The 20,886-nt window shown below is 43.1% G+C and carries 22 protein-coding genes and 1 other annotated feature; of the genes, 18 read left to right on the top strand and 4 right to left on the bottom strand.

Translation table 11 applies throughout. The features are described from left to right. Window positions 1-105: 105 nt before the first annotated feature. The gene (locus MHB63_03615; GenBank protein ID MEK3805676.1) at window positions 106-285 is read left to right on the top strand and encodes a YjzC family protein; all 180 of its coding nucleotides are present in this window, start codon (window positions 106-108) and stop codon (window positions 283-285) included. 68 nt (window positions 286-353) lie between these two features. Here the strand turns inward: MHB63_03615 and MHB63_03610 are convergent, their stop codons facing one another. Continuing rightward, a complete protein-coding gene (locus MHB63_03610) occupies window positions 354-539 on the bottom strand; it encodes a DUF2929 family protein (protein ID MEK3805675.1) in 186 nt (61 codons plus the stop codon). 201 nt (window positions 540-740) lie between these two features. Between MHB63_03610 and MHB63_03605 the strand changes: the two genes are divergently transcribed. The 4 genes from MHB63_03605 to MHB63_03590 all read left to right on the top strand — a co-directional run bounded on the left by MHB63_03605 (window position 741) and on the right by MHB63_03590 (window position 3,680). After that, window positions 741-1,469, top strand: a complete 729-nt coding sequence (locus MHB63_03605; GenBank protein ID MEK3805674.1) for a hypothetical protein — start codon at window positions 741-743, stop codon at window positions 1,467-1,469. Window positions 1,470-1,558: 89 nt separating this feature from the next. Further along, on the top strand, window positions 1,559-2,416 hold the full coding sequence (locus MHB63_03600) for an NAD(P)-dependent oxidoreductase (GenBank protein ID MEK3805673.1): 858 nt from the start codon (window positions 1,559-1,561) through the stop codon (window positions 2,414-2,416). 114 nt (window positions 2,417-2,530) lie between these two features. Continuing rightward, complete coding sequence (locus tag MHB63_03595) at window positions 2,531-3,481, top strand: BMP family ABC transporter substrate-binding protein (GenBank protein ID MEK3805672.1); 951 nt, start codon at window positions 2,531-2,533, stop codon at window positions 3,479-3,481. Window positions 3,482-3,494: 13 nt separating this feature from the next. Next, window positions 3,495-3,680, top strand: a complete 186-nt coding sequence (locus MHB63_03590; GenBank protein MEK3805671.1) for a ComZ family protein — start codon at window positions 3,495-3,497, stop codon at window positions 3,678-3,680. A 36-nt stretch (window positions 3,681-3,716) separates the two neighbouring features. On the opposite strand, the gene MHB63_03585 is transcribed toward MHB63_03590, so the two are convergent. Next, a complete protein-coding gene (locus MHB63_03585) occupies window positions 3,717-3,977 on the bottom strand; it encodes a hypothetical protein (GenBank protein ID MEK3805670.1) in 261 nt (86 codons plus the stop codon). Between the two features lie 163 nt (window positions 3,978-4,140). Between MHB63_03585 and MHB63_03580 the strand changes: the two genes are divergently transcribed. From MHB63_03580 to MHB63_03535, 10 genes are all read left to right on the top strand, one after another. Continuing rightward, window positions 4,141-5,073, top strand: coding sequence for a beta-ketoacyl-ACP synthase III (locus MHB63_03580; protein ID MEK3805669.1), 933 nt, complete (start codon window positions 4,141-4,143; stop codon window positions 5,071-5,073). A gap of 35 nt (window positions 5,074-5,108) precedes the next feature. Then, window positions 5,109-6,347, top strand: coding sequence for a beta-ketoacyl-ACP synthase II (gene fabF / locus MHB63_03575; protein ID MEK3805668.1), 1,239 nt, complete (start codon window positions 5,109-5,111; stop codon window positions 6,345-6,347). 103 nt (window positions 6,348-6,450) lie between these two features. Beyond that, on the top strand, window positions 6,451-7,236 hold the full coding sequence (locus tag MHB63_03570) for a DUF2268 domain-containing protein (protein ID MEK3805667.1): 786 nt from the start codon (window positions 6,451-6,453) through the stop codon (window positions 7,234-7,236). A 203-nt stretch (window positions 7,237-7,439) separates the two neighbouring features. Then, a complete protein-coding gene (locus tag MHB63_03565; GenBank protein MEK3805666.1) occupies window positions 7,440-8,426 on the top strand; it encodes an ABC transporter ATP-binding protein in 987 nt (328 codons plus the stop codon). Further along, complete coding sequence (locus tag MHB63_03560) at window positions 8,423-9,439, top strand: dipeptide ABC transporter ATP-binding protein (GenBank protein ID MEK3805665.1); 1,017 nt, start codon at window positions 8,423-8,425, stop codon at window positions 9,437-9,439. Before MHB63_03565 ends, MHB63_03560 begins: the two co-directional genes overlap by 4 nt. A gap of 108 nt (window positions 9,440-9,547) precedes the next feature. Then, the gene (locus MHB63_03555) at window positions 9,548-11,197 is read left to right on the top strand and encodes a peptide-binding protein (GenBank protein MEK3805664.1); all 1,650 of its coding nucleotides are present in this window, start codon (window positions 9,548-9,550) and stop codon (window positions 11,195-11,197) included. A 176-nt stretch (window positions 11,198-11,373) separates the two neighbouring features. Continuing rightward, complete coding sequence (locus tag MHB63_03550) at window positions 11,374-12,324, top strand: ABC transporter permease (GenBank protein MEK3805663.1); 951 nt, start codon at window positions 11,374-11,376, stop codon at window positions 12,322-12,324. 13 nt (window positions 12,325-12,337) lie between these two features. After that, window positions 12,338-13,255 (top strand): oligopeptide ABC transporter permease, encoded by a 918-nt coding sequence (opp4C, locus tag MHB63_03545; protein ID MEK3805662.1) that lies wholly within the window; start codon window positions 12,338-12,340, stop codon window positions 13,253-13,255. A 311-nt stretch (window positions 13,256-13,566) separates the two neighbouring features. Then, window positions 13,567-14,313 (top strand): YjbA family protein, encoded by a 747-nt coding sequence (locus tag MHB63_03540; protein MEK3805661.1) that lies wholly within the window; start codon window positions 13,567-13,569, stop codon window positions 14,311-14,313. Between the two features lie 157 nt (window positions 14,314-14,470). Continuing rightward, complete coding sequence (locus tag MHB63_03535) at window positions 14,471-14,956, top strand: STAS domain-containing protein (protein MEK3805660.1); 486 nt, start codon at window positions 14,471-14,473, stop codon at window positions 14,954-14,956. A 46-nt stretch (window positions 14,957-15,002) separates the two neighbouring features. Here MHB63_03535 and trpS read toward each other — a convergent pair whose 3' ends face one another. Together trpS and MHB63_03525 are read right to left on the bottom strand one after the other, a co-directional pair. Then, on the bottom strand, window positions 15,003-15,992 hold the full coding sequence (gene trpS, locus MHB63_03530) for a tryptophan--tRNA ligase (GenBank protein MEK3805659.1): 990 nt from the start codon (window positions 15,990-15,992) through the stop codon (window positions 15,003-15,005). 53 nt (window positions 15,993-16,045) lie between these two features. Next, window positions 16,046-16,260, bottom strand: a binding site (T-box leader). 47 nt (window positions 16,261-16,307) lie between these two features. Then, window positions 16,308-16,667, bottom strand: coding sequence for a DUF3899 domain-containing protein (locus tag MHB63_03525; GenBank protein ID MEK3805658.1), 360 nt, complete (start codon window positions 16,665-16,667; stop codon window positions 16,308-16,310). Window positions 16,668-17,083: 416 nt separating this feature from the next. On the opposite strand from MHB63_03525, the gene MHB63_03520 reads away from it, so the two are divergent. The 3 genes from MHB63_03520 (at window position 17,084) to opp3C (ending at window position 20,876) form a co-directional block, all read left to right on the top strand. Continuing rightward, window positions 17,084-18,781, top strand: a complete 1,698-nt coding sequence (locus MHB63_03520) for a peptide ABC transporter substrate-binding protein (GenBank protein ID MEK3805657.1) — start codon at window positions 17,084-17,086, stop codon at window positions 18,779-18,781. A gap of 146 nt (window positions 18,782-18,927) precedes the next feature. Further along, window positions 18,928-19,854: an oligopeptide ABC transporter permease gene (opp3b, locus tag MHB63_03515; protein ID MEK3805656.1), complete on the top strand. Its 927-nt coding sequence runs from the start codon at window positions 18,928-18,930 to the stop codon at window positions 19,852-19,854. Next, complete coding sequence (gene opp3C, locus MHB63_03510) at window positions 19,854-20,876, top strand: oligopeptide ABC transporter permease (protein ID MEK3805655.1); 1,023 nt, start codon at window positions 19,854-19,856, stop codon at window positions 20,874-20,876. The genes opp3b and opp3C overlap by 1 nt, the downstream gene beginning before the upstream one ends. The last annotated feature ends 10 nt before the right edge of the window (window positions 20,877-20,886 follow it).

Raw genomic sequence — 20,886 nt, 5'->3', positions numbered from 1 at the left:
ACAGGTGAAAGAGGGTGTAAAGGCAAACTTAAGCGGGAATTTACATGGATTGACCTCGTTTAAACCATACTACAGATGTATGAAACCTTGAAGGAGGGAATCAATTTGGGGCAGCAGCACCGCTTTAAATCTGGCCAAAAAGCACCTAATAACGGTGTGTATGTAGAAATTGGGGAGACAGGTTCAATGGTTAAAAATCCCCGTAAAATAAAGCTTCAGGCAGGAGACCATTTTCCGGAAACGTCAAATGACGACCGTGAATGGACGTACCAGCGCAAACCTTGACAGCTGTGCATGCAAAAAACCCTACTGTTTTCAGTAGGGTTTTTTGCATGCAGAGTCGAAGTCAGGTATTAATGATGTCCCTCTGCCGATTTGTCAGGAACAACTTCACCCAAAATCAGGATGATAACGGTTACAGCTACAGCGAGTATAGAAGCAGTAACAAAACTATAGGCGACACCTGTCATAGAAGCAACAACGTATACCATCATTTGTATTAATAAAAACGTCCAGAAAAAAGTCCAAAAAAAGCGCAATCTGTTCACCTCATTCTTCAAACAATTCTATGTCCATATTATCATACATAGATTGAGGAATAAAAGCTTTATTTCTGCTGAACGTGACCATTTGATGAACGTTAATGGATGCCCGGACTGGGTATATATCCATTCGTTTTATAAGAAGTGAACATACGTTGTATAGAAGTTCAAAGTACGATTGAAAGGAGGTGGGCAAAGATGGGCATTACAAAACGTTTTTTTCAGCTTGATTCCGAGTGGACAATTATTCATTATCCGTATCAGCCGAATGGATTCGGGGTCTATATCTTCGGGGACAAAACTCATTTCGTGGATTCGCAAACAAGCTTCTGGCTTCAGCATTATGGAAGAAATCAGCTGCTTGGCGTACTTCTCGAAGCAGGCTATACGGTCTTTACGTCCAATTTGTACGGGGCAAATTGGGGAAGTCCGAAAGCACAGCAGCTCGCAATGAGGATTTATCATATAGTCATGAAAAAAGAAATCTTAAATGAGCGTGTTCACATTCTGTGCGAGGGAATGGGCGCGCTTGTTGCAAAGGAACTTATGAAATCAAGCGATAAAATCAGATCTGCTGCCATGTTTAATCCCTGCCTGAATCTAAGCGCCCACCTTGAAAAAGAGAGAGAGAACAAATTTTTCTACAAACGGCTTTCCCGCGAAATAGCCCTTGCGTATGACAAGGACCCAAAAGAGGCAGGGAGCATGACATTTGATGAAAGCTTTGATACAGCAGACATACCGGTTCATATTTGGCAGCGGATGAACAGCATCACTTACCCTTATCAGGACCACAGCAAAATGTATGAGGAGCACAGAAGCAAGCATGGAAATCCGATCGATCTCACGTTCCATCTTGCCGACAATCAATACAGATTGCATCATTCGGTCGTGAAGTTTTTTAAAGAAAATGAAAAAAATTTGTAGCCGGAATCGTTCCTGCATCAGGAACGATTCTTTTGCGCTGTTTTTAAGCATACGATTACTATAACGCTCTTATAAGGAGGATTCGTAACATGAAAAAAGCGTTCATTGCGGGAACCCTGCAGTTTGTCGGTTTTTCCCTCTGCAGCAGGCTGCTTGAAGAGGGCGTATGTGTTGATGGCATCAGCAATCATTATGAGGATGAACTCGAACAGAGAGTCGCTGAAGAAAAGCTGATGATGATCGGGAGAAATGCTCTGTTTCAAAGCGTGGATTCGGTTCCGGATGAAAAAGAGCTTGATATTATTTTCTGCTGCATTCAGGATCCTGCCGACAAAGAAAGCAGGATTCATGAAAATCTTCTAAAAGAGTGTGCTTCTCTTTCACTTACTCACAAAATCCCTCTAGTATTAATTTCATCGATGGAAGTATACGGTGAGAATCAGCTTGTCATTGATAAAAACACAGTACCAGCTCCGACAACGATAAATGGAGCTGCTCATTTAAAGCAGGAACAGACATTGAAAAAGTTATTTAAACAGTCAGATCTGCTGAAAATCATCCGGTTTCCAGGTCTTTACGGTCCGTGGCAGCCCAATTCGGGCAGCATTCATAAACGCATTGTTGCTTCCTTAACCGGCGGGAGCCCTGTTCAGGATGAAAAAGAGGAAAGAAGAGACCTGCTTTACATTGAAGATGCCGTTAATGCCCTGATTGAGCTGTCTAAGCCTGAAACATTTACAGGAGATACCATTCATTTGTCTTCCGGTAAAGTAAATCAGTGGAGAGAGGCTGCAGTGCTTTTGAATGAAAAAAAGGAAAGCGGTGTCGCCTGCAAAGTTTCAGAGGACATAAAATATACCGTGCGCAGCACTGTTTCGCTAAAAGATGGATTAAGCGCCCAAACCGAGTGGATCAGACAAAACCTCTATATTTTTCAGTCCCTTTAGATAAAATCTCCCATTTGTTTATTTATTGGGAAATATATCCTTGTGCCGAATGAGCCATACAGTCTAAAATATAGAGGAATCTAGACTAGCACAAGCTTAAAGGAGCTGCTTGCCATGCTGAAGAAAAGTATTCTCTTCGCGATGTGCCTTTTTTTTCTGGCTGGATGCGGACAACCCCGTCAGAATGAGCTGGAAAAAGTAGGCTTGCTTGTACCTGATACGATCAGCGATCAGGTTTGGGGAACGAAAGGATACAAAGGGCTTTTGAAAATACAATCGCAATACGGGGCCGAAGTCTTCTATAAAGAAGGAATGAATAATGAAGATGCGGTGAGAGAAGCCGTCAATGAGATGAGCGGCAAAGGAGTCAATCTCATTTTTGGCCATGGAAGCGAATATGAAGCCTATTTTGAAGGGCTGAATGAAGAATTTGAAGATATCAGGTTTGTTTTTTTCAATGGTGATGCAGATGGAGAGAATGTGACGAGCCTCAACTTCAATGCGAATGCCATGGGGTTTTTTGGAGGCATGATCGCCGGGGAAATGACGAGTACCAACAAAGTGGGAATTGTTGCTGCGTATGAATGGCAGCCGGAAGTTGACGGTTTTTATGAAGGGGCTTTTTATCAAAACCCTGATGTTGAAGTGAAGATTCAATATGTCGAGAGCTGGGATGACGTGCGGACAGCTCTGAATTATACAGATGAAATGCTTGCCGAAGGCGTGGATGTTGTATATCCGGCAGGTGACGGCTATAATGTACCTGTAATCGAAAGAATGAAAGAAAAAGGCCTGTATGCCATCGGCTATGTGTCCGACCAGTCAGACCTTGGAGAAACTACCGTTCTGACCAGCACGATTCAGCATGTGGACAGGCTTTATGAGCTTGTCGCAGAGAAATACCAGGCCGGGGAACTGGCCGGCGGAAATCTCTATTTTGATTTTCAGGATAACGTGATTGAAATGGGTACATACAGTCCGAAAGTCGATAAAGCCTTTCAGGAGAAAGTAGAGCAGCAAATTGAAACCTACCGGCAAACAGACAAATTGCCAAATCAGCTGTAAAGGAGAACTTAGAATGAGCCAGGATACAAAAACGCTTGAATTTATGCAGATTGCCATGAAATATCTTCCCGAGGCAAAAGCAAAGCTCGATGAAGCAGGAATTGAAATCAGAGCTGAACACCTTCAGCCGATGATGGAGCTTTTAACGAAAGTCATGAACGATGCATACGAACTTGGAAAAAATGAAGCAGGTAAATAAGAAAAAGCGCAGCCGGTGAGATAAGCTGCGCTTTTTTTATTTGAGCTTCTGTTTAAAATAATCCAGTATCGGTGAAAACTCTTTTACTACCGGCTTTAATTCTTTTATCGAGTCCATAATGTCATCAATCTGCATGAAAATGCTAAAATAATCGGTTCCGGACTGAGGTTCCTGCTCATCAAGAGCGGGCCTTTTTTCTGTTTCCTCCTGCTCTGGGCGCACCTCACGTCTATCGCCGAACATGAAGGAGTTGAAAAAATTTCCGGACTCATCCGACTGTCTTTTTTCGCTCAACATAAACACCTCTCTTAGTTTTCCTTACTGACATTGTATGTTCTGATTCAAAAGCGGAGCGAGGCAAACGCACAGATTTGGATTGAAATTTTGAAAAGAATACGATAAAATTAGTACCAGGTAATAATAATTGATTCTAAAAACAAGCGAAAAAGGAGCTGCATATATGAGTGCTGGAATTATTGGGATTGCACGGTATACTCCGGACCGTACTGTAACAAATGCTGATCTTGAGAAAGTGATGGATACATCCGATGAATGGATCCGCACACGGACAGGTATTGAAGAACGCCGTCTTGCAGAAGATGATATGGATACTTCCGATATGGCTTACTATGCAGCTAAGAAAGCGATTGAAAACGCTGGACTGACTGCAGAGGATTTGGATATGATTTTAGTGGCCACTGTGACCCCCGATCAGCCATTTCCTACGGTTGCATGCATGCTGCAGGAAAAACTCGGGGCAAGGAAAGTAGCTGCCATGGACTTGAGCGCGGCATGTGCTGGCTTTATGTACGGACTGATTACAGCTCAGCAGTTCATTGAAACGGGCGCTTATAAAAATGTGCTCGTTGTAGGTGTTGAAAAACTTTCAAAAATTACAGACTGGGATGACCGCAATACAGCCGTCCTTTTCGGAGATGGTGCCGGAGCGGCTGTTGTCAGCAGCGTATCAGAAGGAAAAGGATTTCTTTCTTTTGAACTTGGCTCAGACGGATCTGGCGGAAAACATTTATATCAGGATGAAAAAATTGTGATGAACGGCAGAGAAGTTTTTAAATTTGCCGTCAGGCAGATGGGTGAATCGAGTGTGAATGTCATTGAAAAAGCGGGCCTTAAAAAAGAGGATGTTGACTTCTTAATTCCGCATCAGGCAAACATTCGGATCATGGAAGCAGCGAGAGAGCGTCTTGAGCTTCCAGTTGAAAAAATGTCAAAAACGGTTCATAAATATGGAAACACCTCAGCAGCATCCATTCCGATTTCACTTGTCGAGGAAATTGAGGCAGGGACGGTTAAGGACGGAGACGTTGTGGTCATGGTAGGTTTTGGCGGCGGATTAACCTGGGGCGCCATTGCTATGCGCTGGGGCAGATAAACTTTCAAATATTAAAAAAGGCAGGGTGTATACAGATGACAAACAGGCGAGTTGTTGTAACTGGACTTGGAGCCATTACTCCAATTGGAAGCGATGCAGCGTCCACTTGGGACAATGCAATTAAAGGGGTATCAGGTGTCGGCCCGCTGACGCGGATTGATTCTGCTGATTACCCTGCAAAAGTGGCAGCAGAAATCAAGGACTTTGATGTTGAGAAGTATATGGATAAAAAAGATGCAAGAAAGATGGACCGTTTCACGCAATATGCCGTAGCAGCGTCTTTTATGGCGGTTAAAGATGCACAGCTTGAAATTACAGATGAGATTGCACCTCGTGTTGGAGTATGGATCGGGTCAGGCATCGGCGGGATGGAAACCTTTGAAAATCAGTTTGAAACACTGCTGACAAAGGGTGCCAGACGCGTCAGCCCATTCTTTGTTCCAATGATGATCCCGGACATGGCAGCAGGACAGGTTTCGATTGCTTTAGGAGCAAAAGGATTTAACTCATGTACGGTAACAGCATGTGCTACAGGCACAAACTCAATTGGTGATGCATTTAAAGTTATTCAGCGCGGTGATTCAGATGTAATGATCACAGGCGGAACAGAAGCACCGATTACAAGAATGGCGTTTGCCGGCTTCAGCGCAAGCAAAGCGCTTTCCACAAATCAGGATCCGGCAACAGCAAGCAGACCGTTTGATGCCAACCGCGACGGATTTGTCATGGGAGAAGGAGCGGGAATTCTTGTTCTTGAAGAGCTTCAGCATGCACTCGACCGCGGAGCGCCGATTTATGCAGAAATCGTCGGCTACGGAGCAACTGGTGATGCCCACCATATCACAGCTCCTGCACCTGGAGGAGAAGGCGGCGTGCGCGCGATGAGAATGGCGCTTGAAAACGGCGGCCTGTCTCCCGAGGACGTTGACTACGTGAATGCCCATGGCACAAGCACTCCTTATAATGATAAATTTGAGACGCTTGCCATTAAAGAAGTATTCGGAGAGCACGCATACAAGCTTGCCGTTTCGTCCACAAAATCCATGACGGGGCACTTGCTTGGAGCAGCGGGCGGAGTTGAAGCGATTCTTTCCATCCTTGCCATCAAAGAAGGCATCATTCCGCCAACTATTAACCTTCATGAAAAGGACCCGGAATGTGACCTTGATTACGTTCCAAACGAGGCAAGAAAAACCGAAGTGAATGTTGCACTGAGCAATTCACTTGGGTTCGGCGGACATAACGCAACGATTATCTTTAAAAAATATCAATGATTTTAAATGCCTCTTTTCTCCGGAAAAGAGGCATTTTCATTTCCCTTTTCACCCTCCCGCCCGCCTCCTCATAAGATACCCCAGAGGGGAGTGCGGATGTTTTATGACAGTAATCAAGACGAATGAGTGGCTCGGGGAATCAAGCGATCATCTTAAGATTTGCGGTCGGCTGAAGCCGTACTTTCATAAAAGCAGCATAAGAGAAATCAGCGGTTATTTGCATTCTTATGGTATGTACAAAGGGGAAGAAACGGGTCGCCTGCTGTTTGCAGATTTGAAGAAAAACAAGGTGTGGGACATTGTGAGGGCGGATGAAGCCTTGCTCAAAAAGGAATGGTCAGGTCCGGATGTGCCCGTCTTCATTCTGCCTGCTGATGTGGCCAACAGGAAAATGCGCGATGAATTTGGAGGGAAATCAGGTCTTGCCTTTCATAATAAACTCTTTCTGTTTCTGTCGGATAACAGCAAAAAAGAAATTCAGACGATCCTGACTCATGAATATCATCATGTCTGCAGGCTTGCAAAAGACCCGAAAAAGGAAAGGGACTATACGCTGATGGATGCGGTCATTCTTGAGGGCATGGCAGAGAATGCAGTCAGGGTGAGAATGGGGGAAGAGTATGCAGGATCCTGGACAAAGCGCTATTCGAAGGATCAGGTTCAGTCTTTTTATGAGAAAATCTTAAAACCGAATCTTGAGCTGAAAAGCGATTCCAGAAAGTTCACCCAAATCATGTTCGGAACAGGCTTTTATCCAAAGATGCTAGGATATGCCGCAGGCTATCAGATCGTGAAGGATTACATGGAAAAGACAAAAATAAACATGACAGATCTCTTTTTTGTTTCGTCAGACGAAATAGTTAATAAGTCATTCATTAAACCCAAGTAAGGGTTTTTTTGTTGGTATTTTTTCCTAGTAAAGACAGTAATTTAATAATAAAGTTACAATATTTTAAAAATTCGCTTGCTTTTGTAAAACTTTTGTAATACTATACAAATATATATTTTCTGACTATTCAATGTTTACAAAAAGTTAAGATGATTTATATAATTTATAAGGGAATTCTTTACATCATAGGGCGGTGAAGGGTATTGTCAGTACTGTTGGAAGTTAAGAATCTGAAAACATATTTTTACAAAAAGAAGCAAGCTGTTCCTGCTGTGGACGGTGTTGACTTGAAGATACATAAAGGCGAGACGGTTGCACTTGTAGGGGAATCGGGATCGGGCAAAAGTATTACATCTCTTTCAATTATGGGGCTCGTACCAAGTCCCGGAGGAAAGATAGTAGATGGAGAGATTCTGCTTAACGGCAAGGATTTGGCCAAGCTTTCCGAAAAGGAATTGTGCAAGGTGCGGGGAAATGACATCTCAATGATTTTCCAGGAGCCGATGACCTCCCTGAATCCTGTTCTGACCATTGGCGACCAGATTACAGAAGTGCTGATGTATCATCAGAAGCTTCCTAAAAACCAGGCTGTCAAAAAAGCAATTGAGCTTTTAAGATTAGTAGGATTCAGCCGGGCGGATGAAATTATTCATGATTATCCGCACAGATTATCAGGCGGAATGCGCCAGCGTGTCATGATTGCGATTGCGATGAGCTGCAATCCGAAGCTCCTGATTGCGGATGAGCCGACAACGGCACTGGATGTTACCATTCAGGCACAGATTCTGGATCTGATGAAAGATGTCAGCCAGAAATTTGATACTAGTATTCTCTTAATCACGCATGATCTCGGCGTTGTATCCGAAATAGCCGAGAGAGTAGTAGTTATGTATTGCGGACAAGTCGTTGAAGAAGCGTCCGTAGAAGATTTGTTTGATCTACCGCTTCACCCTTATACACAGGGACTCATGGCTTCGATCCCTTCAATTGACGGTGATATTGAGAAGCTGAATTCAATTCCGGGCAACGTTCCTACACCGGATAATCTTCCTGCAGGCTGCAGGTTTGCACCAAGATGCCCAAAAGCATTTGATAAATGTTTCAGCGCTCTTCCTGAGTTGACGCAGCATTCAGCTCATCGCTCTGTCCGGTGCTTTTTATATGATGACGAGGAGGCTGCCGTTCAATGAAAGTTGCAGATGCAGAAAGAAAGACAGCGCAGCTGAAAAACGATGAAACCATTCTTCAGCTGATTGATGTACAGAAACATTTTCCGATCAAATCCGGAATTCTTCAGAAAACTGCAGGGTATGTAAAGGCCGTAGATGGAATCAACCTGACTGTTAAAAAGGGAGAAACCATCGGAATAGTAGGTGAATCAGGCTGCGGAAAATCTACTGCAGGGCGGACGATTATCCGTCTGTATGAGCCAACCGGCGGGAAAATTCTGTTCGACGGACAGGATATCACCAATTTACCCGAAAGCGAGCTCCGCAAAACCGTCCGGAAAAATATTCAGATGGTGTTTCAGGATCCGTTTGCTTCATTAAATCCGAGAAAAACATTAGGTTCCATCATTAAAGAACCGATGAATACCCATAATCTTTACAGAGGAAAAGAAAGAACCGAAAAAGTAGAAGAGCTGCTTGAAAAAGTAGGATTGAACGCTTCCTTCATCAACCGCTATCCTCACGAATTTTCAGGAGGGCAGCGCCAGAGAATCGGGATCGCGCGGGCAATCGCCCTGAATCCTCAGATGGTCATTGCAGATGAAGCTGTGTCGGCGCTTGATGTATCGATTCAGGCACAGATTATTAATCTATTAGAAGATCTGCAGGATGAGTTTAACCTGACCTATATGTTCATCTCGCATGACTTGAGTGTTGTAAGACACATAAGCGACCGTGTCGGAGTGATGTATCTCGGCAAAATGATGGAGCTTGCTGATAAAAACAGCCTCTACTCTGAGCCGCTGCATCCTTATACTCAAGCACTGCTTTCAGCCGTTCCGGTTCCTAGAAAAGCAGGTATGGCAAGACGGGAGCGCATCGTCCTGAAGGGAGAATTGCCGAGCCCGGCAAATCCTCCGCAAGGCTGCGTCTTCCATACAAGATGTCCGGCTGCTACAAGCGCCTGCCGCGAAGCCGTTCCTCAATTTAAAGAAGTAAAGAAAAATCACTTTGTTGCTTGCCATCTTTATTGATGGCAAGATCAGCATACATCACACTCTTGAAGGGGGGAGATGGCAGAAGCCATAACTTGTCAGTCAAGAAGTCTAAAAATTAAAAATTTTCTAAGGGGGAAATACGAAGTGAAACAACGTAAAGGTTTATTTACACTGCTTAGCTTACTGCTTGTATTCTCGTTGTTCCTTGCTGCGTGCAACAACGGCGCGGGCGACAAACCTGCTTCAGGTTCTGGCGGCAAAGAAAAACCGGCTGAAGATGCCGGCGAACCGCAAATGGGCGGAGATTTGGTAGTTGGAACGATTGGCGGACCAACATTGTTTAACCCAATGTATTCTACAGATGCTTCAAGCTCTGATATCGAAGGCTTCATCTTTGACGGACTTGTGTCTTCTGACACTGAGTTCAACCCGACTTTGCACCTCGCTGAAAAAATCGACGTGTCTGAAGACGGTTTAACGTACACTGTAAAAATCAGAGAAGATGTTAAATTCCACGACGGCGAACAGCTTACTGCAGATGACGTAGTATTTACATACGGCATCCCTAAAAGCCCTGACTATGTCGGTGAGCGCGGATCTGGTTTTGAATCTTTAGAAACAGTAACTAAAAAAGGCGACTTTGAAGTAGAATTCAAGCTTAACAAGAAAGATGCTTCATTCTACCCTGTTTCTCTAAGCTACGGAATCCTTCCTGAGCATATCCTTGGAAAAGTTCCAGTTGGTGAGCTTGGCGAGAACGAATTCAACACAAAATCTCCAATCGGTACAGGCCCATTCAAATTTGTTGAGTGGAAAGACGGAGAATATGTAAAAGTTGAGAAGAACAAAGATTACTTCCTTGGCGAGCCATACCTTGATTCAATCACGTACAAAATCGTTCCTGACCAGGATGCGCTTCTTGCACAGCTTCAAGCTGGCGATGTTCAATTCACAGAAGTACCAGGTACTGACATTGAAACAGTAAAAAGCACGTTCAGCGGCGTAAAAGTTGAGTCTGGCTTAGGTCTTTCTTACACTTACATCGGCTGGAACCAAAAGAACGACCTTTTCAAAGATGTTAAAGTACGCCAGGCTCTAACAATGGCTCTTGACAGAGACGCTATGGTTTCATCTGTTATGAACGGCGACGGTGAAGTAGCTCACGTTCCTGAGAGCCCGCTTTCTTTCGCATACAGCGACGATGTGCCAAAGTTCAATTATGATGTTGAAAAAGCAAAATCTATGCTTAAAGAAGCAGGATGGGAAGATACTGACGGCGACGGCATTCTTGACAAAGACGGCAAGAAATTCTCATTCTCTCTAAAAACGAACCAAGGTAACAAAATCCGTGAAGATATCGCGGTTGTTGTACAGCAGCAATTAAAAGAAATCGGTATCGAAGTTAAGCCTGAGATCATCGAGTTCTCTGCTTTCATTGAGCAGGTTTCTGCACCAAACTGGGATTTCGATGCAATGATCTTAGGATGGAGCTTGTCTACTTTCCCTGATCAATATGACATCTTCCACTCAAGCCAAATTGCTGAAGGCTTAAACATGACTGATTACACAAACAAAGAAGCAGACAAGTTAATGGAAGAAGCGAAACAAATTCTTGATCAAGATGAGTATGCTACAAAGTATGCTGACATCTACAAGCTTATTGCTGAAGACCAGCCATACACATTCCTGTACTATCCAAACGTTCACCGCGTAATGCCTGAAAATCTTCAAGGCTACGAGTTTAACGCGAAGTCTGAATACTACAATGTCCACAAATGGTGGTTAAAACAGTAATCACTGATTACTGACACACTTCAGGAAACGTGCAAAGGGAAGGGAGTATCCCTTCCCTTGTTTTTATGAAGCAGAATTTGCACATTCTGATTGAATTTGAAAATTGAACGAGTCTGTTTGTTTTTGGACCCTGTTTTTACCTATAGAAAATTGAGAAGGAAAGGGGAGATCTAGCTGTGCTTACTTATATCGTCCGCCGAACATTGATGGCTATTCCCTTATTGTTAGGTATTACAATTATCTCGTTTGCGATTATCAGACTTGCACCTGGAGACCCGACAACACTTTTGATGGATCCGACCATCAGCCCTGCTGATAAGGCGAAATTTATGGAGAAATACGGATTAAATGATCCTGTTCACATTCAGTATTTGAAATGGCTTGGAAGCATGGTGCAGGGTGACTTCGGTACATCGCTTATCCGTAAGGGTGTGCCTGTAAGCGAAATGATTATGAACCGTTTGCCGAATACGTTATTGCTAATGGTTGTCTCAACTGTTCTAGCTCTGATCATTGCCATTCCATTTGGCATCATCTCTGCAGCAAGACCTTACACAAAAGTTGATTACACTGTATCTGTCACTTCTTTCCTTGGACTGGCTACCCCGAACTTCTGGCTCGGTCTTATTCTGATCATGGTCTTTGCCGTGCAGCTCAACTGGTTCCCGACCGGAGGAACCTCAACCTTGAATGCCGAATTCAGCATATGGGACAGGATTCACCATCTCATGCTGCCTGCATTTGTTCTTGCCTCTGCCGATATGGCGGGCTTGACGAGGTATTCAAGGTCAAGCATGTTCGACGTCCTTAAGCAGGATTATATGAGAACTGCCCGTGCAAAAGGGTTTAAAGAATCGAAAGTCATTATTAAACACGGCGTGCGAAATGGATTGATTCCAATCATCACAATTTTCGGTCTGATGATTCCTTCCTTTATCGGAGGAGCTGTCGTTGTTGAGAAGATTTTCTCATGGCCTGGAATTGGACTTCTTTTCATCGATTCTGCATTCCAGCGTGATTATCCGGTTATTATGGCGTTAACTGTTATTTCAGCTGTTTTTGTCGTCATCGGAAACTTAATTGCTGACATTCTTTACGCAATCTTCGATCCGAGAATCGAGTACTAGGAGGGGGAGCACAATGGCACAAACTAACCTGACACCGGAAACTTCTGGTCAGCTGGCGGTTCACGGAATCAAAGCGAACCCTGACACGTTAACAAAAATATTCTTCAGAAAGTTTGCCAAAAACAAACTGGCTGTTGCAGGTGCTGCATTCCTGATCTTTATCATCTCTGCAGCACTCCTGGCACCTGTCATTGCACCATATGCTTATGAGACACAGGATTTGACGAAAAAATTAGTTCCGCCGGGCGGAGCTGAGAATTTGCTTGGAACAGACCGGTTTGGACGCGACTTGCTGACGCGTTTGCTTTACGGGGCGCAAGTATCCCTGCTTGTCGGGTTTGCTTCAGTGCTAGGTTCCATCACAATCGGCACGGTTGTTGGAGCAATTGCCGGTTATTTTGGAGGCATCATTGATGCCATTCTAATGCGATTTGTGGATATTGTTCTTTCTATCCCGCAAATTTTTCTTCTGATCACTCTTGTAACAATCTTTAAACCGGGTGTGGATAAGCTGATCATCATATTTGCCGTACTTGGGTGGACGACAACTGCGCGTCTTGTCCGCGGTGAATTCCTGTCGCTGCGCACACGCGAGTTCGTTCTCGCTTCTAAGACAATTGGAACGAAAAGCTTTAAGATTATTTTCTCGCACATTCTTCCGAATGCGATTGGGCCGATCATCGTTTCTGCTACCCTTTCAGTAGGCGGAGTTATTCTTGCTGAGTCAACGCTCAGCTACCTTGGTCTTGGCATTCAGCCTCCGACAGCAAGCTGGGGCAATATGCTGCAGGATGCACAGAACTTCACCATTCTGCTGACATCGCCTTGGTACCCGCTATTGCCGGGTTCATTAATTCTCCTGACAGTTCTTGCCTTCAACTTTGTAGGGGACGGGTTAAGAGACGCGCTGGATCCAAAAGTAAACGAATAACAAGAAGAACAGCCAAGACATTGTTTCTTGGCTATTTTTTATTGTTAAGGATTTATAAAGGGTAAAAGGCATTGGAACACATAACAACGTCCAGTTGCAGCGCCTTAGATCCTCTGTCAGAACAAATACGGCAGAAAAGGCGGGACCTGGAATTTTCCGCCGGATTCTTATCTGCCTATCGAAGCGGGTCTTGGCGCTTCCGCTTTTGGAATTTGTCGAAAGAAAACAACCATAAAATGAACGAAATGGAATATATTTTCTTTTCCCTGCCTATACTGAAAGACAAAAGCATCGGAAGTGAGGGGTAAGAAATGTTGTTTCTTCATGATGTATGGGTGAATTGGTTCGAGGGTGAAGAAAACGGGTACAATGTGTGTCATTTTCACGAATGGAGAAAAGACGACAGTGTTGAGCTTTTAGATCAAGTTCCTCTGTTCAGAGTAAATTCAGTTTTATTCCATTATATTGAAAACGATTTGTCGGAACTGCCACAGGGACTGCTGAAGGACGCCTTTCAAAAGGCATATATCAGAAAAAATCATGAGCGGATTCAGCTTGATTATTGTTTTGTCGTTACAGACGGCGAAGGAATTCTTGCCGTTGATACAATCGGCTACAGTATTCCCGTCCGCAAAAGCCGGCTCATTCCAAGGCAGGAACAGCTGGTATATGAAATGATAAAAGATGTAGAAGCTGAAGAATATACATACGAGGCAGAAATTCTTGAAAAAGAGTTTCACATCCTCTCGCCAAGTCCATCTCAAATGAGCGGGCTGACCCGCAAGGAGAGACAGCTTAAGCAGCTGCTGTTTATGGCCCTGGATCAGCTTCAGTCAACAAAGAATGCAGCTGAAGTGAAATACTGGTATACAGAGTGGAATCCGTCTATGTACGAAACCATTCAGGACCTGAGCTTTGAGGATGTGTGGCAAAAGCTTTACAATGAGACTGTTTCAGGCTGGAGCCCAAAACACATGATTCTTACAGAAAACCTGATTAAAGGCCAGCCCTTTTTTGAAAAACTGTGGGATATGGAGCATGAATCAAAAGTAAATTAAGACAAGCTTAAAAGAAGCCGGAATTGGCTTCTTTTTCTGTTTTTGTAATCTGCTAAATAAAAAACCGGAAAAACCATTCCAAAACTTCTATTTAATAGGTAAAAAGCTGAAACAATGGTAAAATGAAAAAAAGTCATTCATTTGAGCGAGGGCATATATGATAAGTGAAAAAGTAAATGTGGAAGAGCTGCAGGCAGAGATTATCGAATTGAAAAGGCAGCTTCGGGAACAGGAAGAACTGATCAGAGATATTTCTGTTCCGATTATTCCTTCGATCATACCGGAGACCATTCTTGTGCCGATTACCGGGAAGCTTTCATCAGAACGGTTTGATAGGATTACGTCTAAAATCTTGGAAACATCTCACGCAAATGAAGTCGCTACTGTCATCATCGATTTTACCGCCATATCAGAACGGGAAATCGGGGAGGTAGAACTGTTTGGATCCTATATCCAGCAGTTGACGGCCGCTGTAAGGCTCATGGGGATTCAGATTCTGTTCGTCGGTTTTGGCCCTGCTGTCATCCAGCTGTTAATTTCATCTGGCTTATCAAACGGCCAGGACATCAAGACATTCTTAACCTTCCGGACGGCACTGCAGTACTTAATGGTGCAAAAAGGCATGGAGTTTGAAAAAATGTAGCAGGTATAAAAAAGGAGAGAGCTCTTTATTGAGCACTCTCCCTTTTTTATTTTCGTTTTCTTCCAAGACCCATAGCGCTTTCCATCTTTTTAATCATTTTTCCTGCCTGTGCGTTTGCACGTTCAGCCCCGCGGTCAAGGATTTCGTCAAGTTCATCTGATTCAACAAGGGCATAGTATGTTTCCTGAATAGGCTGCAGGGCGTTAATCACGGCAGCAGCGGTGTCCGCTTTAAAATCTCCGTAGCCTTTTCCTTCATATTTTTTCTCCAGGTCTTCGATGGAAATGCCTGAAAGAATGGAATAGATGGAGAGAAGGTTAGATACACCCGGTTTGTTCTCTTTATCAAATTTTACGATGCCCTCCGAATCGGTAACCGCGCTTTTGATTTTCTTTTCAATCACTTTAGGATCGTCCAGCAGTGTAATGAAAGCTTTCTGGTTTGGATCTGATTTGCTCATTTTTTTCGTCGGATCTGCAAGGGACATAATCCTTGCACCGATCTTTGGAATACGCACTTCAGGGACGGTAAAGATGTCATTGTATTTTTTATTAAAGCGTTCAGCTAAGTCTCTTGTGAGCTCCAGGTGCTGTTTTTGGTCTTCGCCGACTGGAACGAGATCCGTTTTATATAGTAGAATGTCGGCTGCCATTAGAGGCGGATAGGTTAACAGACCGGCAGAAACGGCTTCTTTGCCAGCCGATTTGTCCTTGAACTGAGTCATTCGCTCAAGTTCGCCGATGTAGGCCACACATTGCATCATCCATCCAGCCTGTGCGTGCGCCGGAACCTCTGACTGAATGAACAATGTTGCTTTTTCAGGATCAAGTCCAACAGCTAAATATAGTGCTGCAAGGCTTTTTATGCTTTTGCGGAGCTGCAGACGATCCTGCGGCTGTGTAATTGCATGCTGGTCGACAATGCAAAAATAGCAGTCATAGTCATTCTGCAGGTCCACAAACTGTTTCATAGCTCCGATATAGTTTCCTAACGTAACATTACCTGTGGGCTGGATGCCCGAAAAAATGGTTTTCATATCCTCACTCCTTCTTAAAATAACGCAAAAAAGCCCATTCGTCCCCTTGAACTAAAAGGGACGAATGGACCGCGGTGCCACCCTGATTATTTCTGTAAAAGAAATCACTTAGCGTCTTTTATCGCAAGACGAAACGGCTGATCCTACTTTGAAGTTCAGTCAGCTGCTCAAAAGTCCATTCCGCAGTGTTTATTGTCCGCTTTTCACCAGGCAGCAGACTCTCTGAAAAATAAGGTCACTGTGTACTACTCTTCTTCATCGCATTTACATGTTATTTCCTACATTATAGTAGCTTGCGCAGTGATTTTCAACTGTTCAGAAATAATAAACAGCAAGAGCAGCAAGCATCGTAGCCGCAAGCAGCAGTCCGGCAAGCAGGAACGGAGTATATTCAACCCGAAGAAGTTCAGAAAACAGTCTCATTTCCTCTACTTCCTTTTTATCAAGATCCCGGCCTTTGGATTGAAAGGTTCTTCTGAACCCTTGAGTGATGCCGTCAAAAAATCCGCCTTCAGCCACTAGAAGGAAAAGGGAAGCAAAGAGCAGAACCCCGGAAATGTAAAATGAAATATTGATATAATGCAACAGGCTGATCTCCTGATAGAAAAGCAGTGAAAGCAGAAAGACTAGAACAAATGACACGGTGAAGGCTGATAAAAATAATTTTCGATTCATAAATACCCTCTTTTTTCTTTTTATATTACTAAATTACGGGGATGTTCAATAGTTTTTTTATATTGAAATATATAAAAAAAATTATTGTGAGAAAAGTAATACTACTCAGAATATTGTCAGTTTCCCTGCAAAATAGTTTATTAGCTATTGTTGTATATTGTATACATTTTTAATTTTACTTACAATTTAAAATCTTTACAAAGGCAGTGCTTCTGGCCATTTTTATGTTAAATGAATGAAATATCATGAAGAAATACCGCAGATAACATAGATATAAAGAACTATTTTCGCTTTAAAAAAGTCTTAATTTTATTGCATTTGTGTAAATTTTATTAAAAAAATGAATGTACAAAAATTCGAAAGCTTGTATAATAGTGTTTGTAAGAATTTTTTAAAAATAAAAGGGAGGGTAATAAATGAAAAAGTCAAAATTTTCATTGCTTTTAGTCCTTTCGCTTGTACTGAGCGTTTTCTTAACTGCTTGCTACGGCGGAGGCGGATCCAGTTCTTCTGATGGAGGAGAAAAAGACAAAGACTCTAAAGAAGCAGCTGATGTTCCTCAGGAGCTGAAAGTACTTGAATCTTCTGAGATTCCATCTATGGACTCAGTTCTTGCAGAAGATACAATCAGTTTATCTCAATTAAACAATACGAATGAAGGTTTATACCGTATTGATGAAAACCAGGAGCCGATCCCGGGCATGGCTGACGGCGAGCCGGAAGCTAACGAAGACGGCACTGAGTACACAATCAAAATTAAAGAAGATGCTAAATGGTCAAACGGAGAGCCTGTAACAGCAAATGACTTTGTATTTGCATGGCAGCGCGCTCTTAACCCTGATACTGGATCTGCTTACGGTCCATACATGATGATGGGTAAAATCAAAAATGCTGAAGCATTATATAATGGTAAAGCTAAACCTGAAGATCTTGGAGTGAAAGCTCAAGACGAAAAGACACTTGTTGTCACTCTTGAAAAACCGATTCCTTTCTTCAAGTCATTAATGGCATTCCCTACGTTCTACCCGCAAAACCAAAAGTTTGTTGAAGAGCAAGGCGAAAACTTCGGTAAAAAGTCTGAAAATTTAGTGTTCAACGGACCATTCTCAATTGCTGGATGGGAAGGACCTGCTGATACTGAGTGGACTTTAGAGAAAAACGCTGAGTACTGGGATGCAAAAAATGTAAGTCTTGAGAAAATTACGTTCAACGTATCTAAAGATCCTCAAGCAGCAGCTAATGCATTCGAAGCTGGAGAAGCTGATGTAACTCCTAAGCTTTCAACACCTGCTGTTATCGCTCAATACGATGGTGACGACCGCCTGAAAAGATGGTTAGAGCCTACAATTTTCTGGCTGAAGCTTAACCAGAAGAACGAAGCTCTTGCTAACGTAAACATCCGTAAAGCAATTGCTATGGCATTTAATAAAGAAGATTTAACAAACGAAATTCTAAACAACGGTTCTAAACCGGCTAACTATGCTGTACCTGCTGAATTTGTTACACACCCTGAAACGGGCGAAGATTTCCGTGAAGTTAACAAGGACCTTCTGACTTACAACCCTGAAGAAGCTAAAAAACTTTGGGAAAAAGGATTAGCAGAAATCGGCAAGAAAGAAGTCAAGCTTGTATACCTTGGCGGAGACACTGAAACATCTAAAACAGTTGACTCTTACATGAAAGACCAGCTTCAAAACACGCTTCCTGGTTTAACAATCGAAGTTCAGAGCGTACCTTTCAGCGTGCGTCTTGACCGCGACAAAACTATGGATTACGACATCCAGGCTGCTGGATGGGGTCCTGACTATCTAGACCCGATCTCATTCTCTGATCTATGGATCACAGATGGCGGAAACAACAGAATGGCATATTCAAACGAAAAATATGACAAACTTCTAAAAGACGCTCAAACAACTCTAGCTAATGATCCGGCTAAGCGTTTTGCTGCTCTTCAAGAAGCTGAAAAAGTACTATTAGAAGAAGATGCGGGTATCGCTCCTATGTATCAGCGTGCTTCAAACCTTCTGATCAACAAAAAGGTTGAAGGCTTTACGTACCACCTTGTAGGACCTGAATACAGCTACAAGTGGATTAAAATCACTGACGCTGAGTAATTTTTTGTTGCAGTTACCAGAAAAATGATTATAATCAAAAAGAATAAGAAGAGAGTATATCCGATATACTCTCTTTTTACCTGCTAAAGAATTGTCGAATTATGTAGATAATTCTGAATTTTTATATAGTTCCAGGAGGTGCACACATGGTCAAATATTTAGGGCAACGCATGATTTACATGTTAATCACATTGATATTAATTGCCTCTTTCACATTTTTCCTAATGAAACTGATCCCCGGTACTCCATTTAACAGTGCCAAACTTTCTGACTCGCAAATTGAGATTATGAAAGAAAAATACGGGCTGGATGAACCTGTACCAGTGCAGTATATCACCTATATGACCAATATTGTAAAAGGTGATTTTGGAGTATCTTTCCAATTCGACAACACTCCGGTATCTGAGCTATTGGCTGCTCGTATCGCCCCTTCTGCAACCCTCGGATTTCAGGCAATGTTTGTAGGAACACTATTTGGGATTTTTCTAGGTGTCATTGGTGCTTTGCGGCAAAACACCTGGGTGGATTACGGAGCAACATTTTTTGCTGTCATAGGAAAATCCATTCCGTCATTCGTTTTTGCGGGACTCCTTCAATATTACGTTGGCGTTAAACTTGGATGGCTTCCTGTTGCTTTCTGGCGCGGGCCTGAGTACAGCATTCTGCCGACGATCGCTCTTGCGATGTTCCCGATTGCGATTGCTGCCCGTTTTATGAGAACGGAAATGATCGATGTTTTGAATTCTGACTACATCACGCTTGCCAAAGCAAAAGGTGCAAGCTACTTTGAAATTGCGTTTAAACATGCGCTCAGAAACGCGCTGATTCCTGTTGTAACGGTTCTTGGACCTCTTGCAGTAGGTTTGATGACAGGATCTCTTGTCATTGAAAAGATTTTCTCTGTACCGGGTCTTGGAGAGCAGTTCGTTAAATCGATCACTGTTAATGATTATCCGGTCATCATGGGTACAACCCTGCTGTTTGCATTCCTTTTTGTCGTCATCATTCTTGTTGTCGATATCCTTTACGGCATCATTGACCCACGAATTCGTTTAGCGGGAGGTAAAAAATAATGGCAGAAAAAGAAATCAGCAAAGAATTGTTCCAGCCCGCTAAAATTGATTCCTCTAAGAGTGAAGAGATTAACAAACCAAGTTTAAACTACTGGCAGGACGCCTGGCTTCGCGTAAGAAAAAACAAAGCTGCAGTTGCAAGCTTAGTTGTCATCGTATTATTGACGCTGCTTGCTTTTATCGGGCCTGCTGTCAGCGGATATGATTCAGCCCGCCAAAAAGCGACGCACTCCAACCTGCCGCCCCGCATTCAGGGACTTGAAAATGTGAGCTGGCTTCCATTCGACGGGACAAGAACCCTTAATAATGGAGAAGAAGTGAATGTGTACGAGCAAAAACAAATTAAAGAGTACTACTGGCTTGGAACAGATAACCTTGGACGAGATCAGTTCACGCGTATCTGGAAAGGAACGCAGATCTCTCTTTACATCGCCTTCCTTGCAGCCTTTATTGATATGGTGATCGGAGTTGCCTATGGAGCTATTTCAGGCTACTTCGGAGGACGAATTGACAATGTCATGCAGCGTATTATTGAAGTACTGATGGGAATACCGAACCTTGTTGTTGTTATTCTCATGATCCTGATTTTGAAACCGGGTATTATCTCAATCACTGTAGCCCTGACGATAACTGGATGGGTCGGAATGGCGCGGGTTGTGCGTGCGCAGGTACTTAAACTTAAAAATCAGGAATTTGTTCTTGCTTCCAGAACGCTTGGGGCGAGTCATTCGAAAATTATCTTTAAACATTTAATCCCGAACCTGGTCGGTGTCATTATCATCAATACGATGTTCACGATTCCGAATGCGATTTTCTTTGAAGCATTCCTGAGCTTTATCGGTCTTGGACTTCAGGATCCGATAGCTTCACTTGGAACGCTGATTGATGAAGGATTCAAATCGATGAGAGCATTCCCATATCAAATGATTTACCCTGCGATCGTAATCAGTGTCATTATGGTTGCATTCAATATGATTGCTGACGGACTGCGCGATGCGCTTGATCCGAAAATGAGAGACTAGAGGGCAGGTG

Origin of the sequence: Bacillus sp. FSL H8-0547 (genome assembly GCA_038002745.1) — a bacterium.
Lineage (GTDB): Bacteria > Bacillota > Bacilli > Bacillales > Bacillaceae > Bacillus_P.
This window is presented reverse-complemented; position numbering and strand designations above follow the sequence as displayed.

Coding starts and splice junctions, on each gene's coding strand:
- MHB63_03600 (MEK3805673.1), top strand. CDS start 1,559: ATGAAAAAAGCGTTCATTGCGGGAACCCTGCAGTTTGTCGGTTTTTCC.
- MHB63_03605 (MEK3805674.1), top strand. CDS start 741: ATGGGCATTACAAAACGTTTTTTTCAGCTTGATTCCGAGTGGACAATT.
- MHB63_03560 (MEK3805665.1), top strand. CDS start 8,423: ATGAAAGTTGCAGATGCAGAAAGAAAGACAGCGCAGCTGAAAAACGAT.
- MHB63_03590 (MEK3805671.1), top strand. CDS start 3,495: ATGAGCCAGGATACAAAAACGCTTGAATTTATGCAGATTGCCATGAAA.
- trpS (MEK3805659.1), bottom strand. CDS start 15,992: ATGAAAACCATTTTTTCGGGCATCCAGCCCACAGGTAATGTTACGTTA.
- fabF (MEK3805668.1), top strand. CDS start 5,109: ATGACAAACAGGCGAGTTGTTGTAACTGGACTTGGAGCCATTACTCCA.
- opp3b (MEK3805656.1), top strand. CDS start 18,928: ATGGTCAAATATTTAGGGCAACGCATGATTTACATGTTAATCACATTG.
- MHB63_03580 (MEK3805669.1), top strand. CDS start 4,141: ATGAGTGCTGGAATTATTGGGATTGCACGGTATACTCCGGACCGTACT.
- MHB63_03540 (MEK3805661.1), top strand. CDS start 13,567: ATGTTGTTTCTTCATGATGTATGGGTGAATTGGTTCGAGGGTGAAGAA.
- MHB63_03520 (MEK3805657.1), top strand. CDS start 17,084: ATGAAAAAGTCAAAATTTTCATTGCTTTTAGTCCTTTCGCTTGTACTG.
- opp4C (MEK3805662.1), top strand. CDS start 12,338: ATGGCACAAACTAACCTGACACCGGAAACTTCTGGTCAGCTGGCGGTT.
- MHB63_03595 (MEK3805672.1), top strand. CDS start 2,531: ATGCTGAAGAAAAGTATTCTCTTCGCGATGTGCCTTTTTTTTCTGGCT.
- MHB63_03535 (MEK3805660.1), top strand. CDS start 14,471: ATGATAAGTGAAAAAGTAAATGTGGAAGAGCTGCAGGCAGAGATTATC.
- MHB63_03525 (MEK3805658.1), bottom strand. CDS start 16,667: ATGAATCGAAAATTATTTTTATCAGCCTTCACCGTGTCATTTGTTCTA.
- opp3C (MEK3805655.1), top strand. CDS start 19,854: ATGGCAGAAAAAGAAATCAGCAAAGAATTGTTCCAGCCCGCTAAAATT.
- MHB63_03585 (MEK3805670.1), bottom strand. CDS start 3,977: ATGTTGAGCGAAAAAAGACAGTCGGATGAGTCCGGAAATTTTTTCAAC.
- MHB63_03570 (MEK3805667.1), top strand. CDS start 6,451: ATGACAGTAATCAAGACGAATGAGTGGCTCGGGGAATCAAGCGATCAT.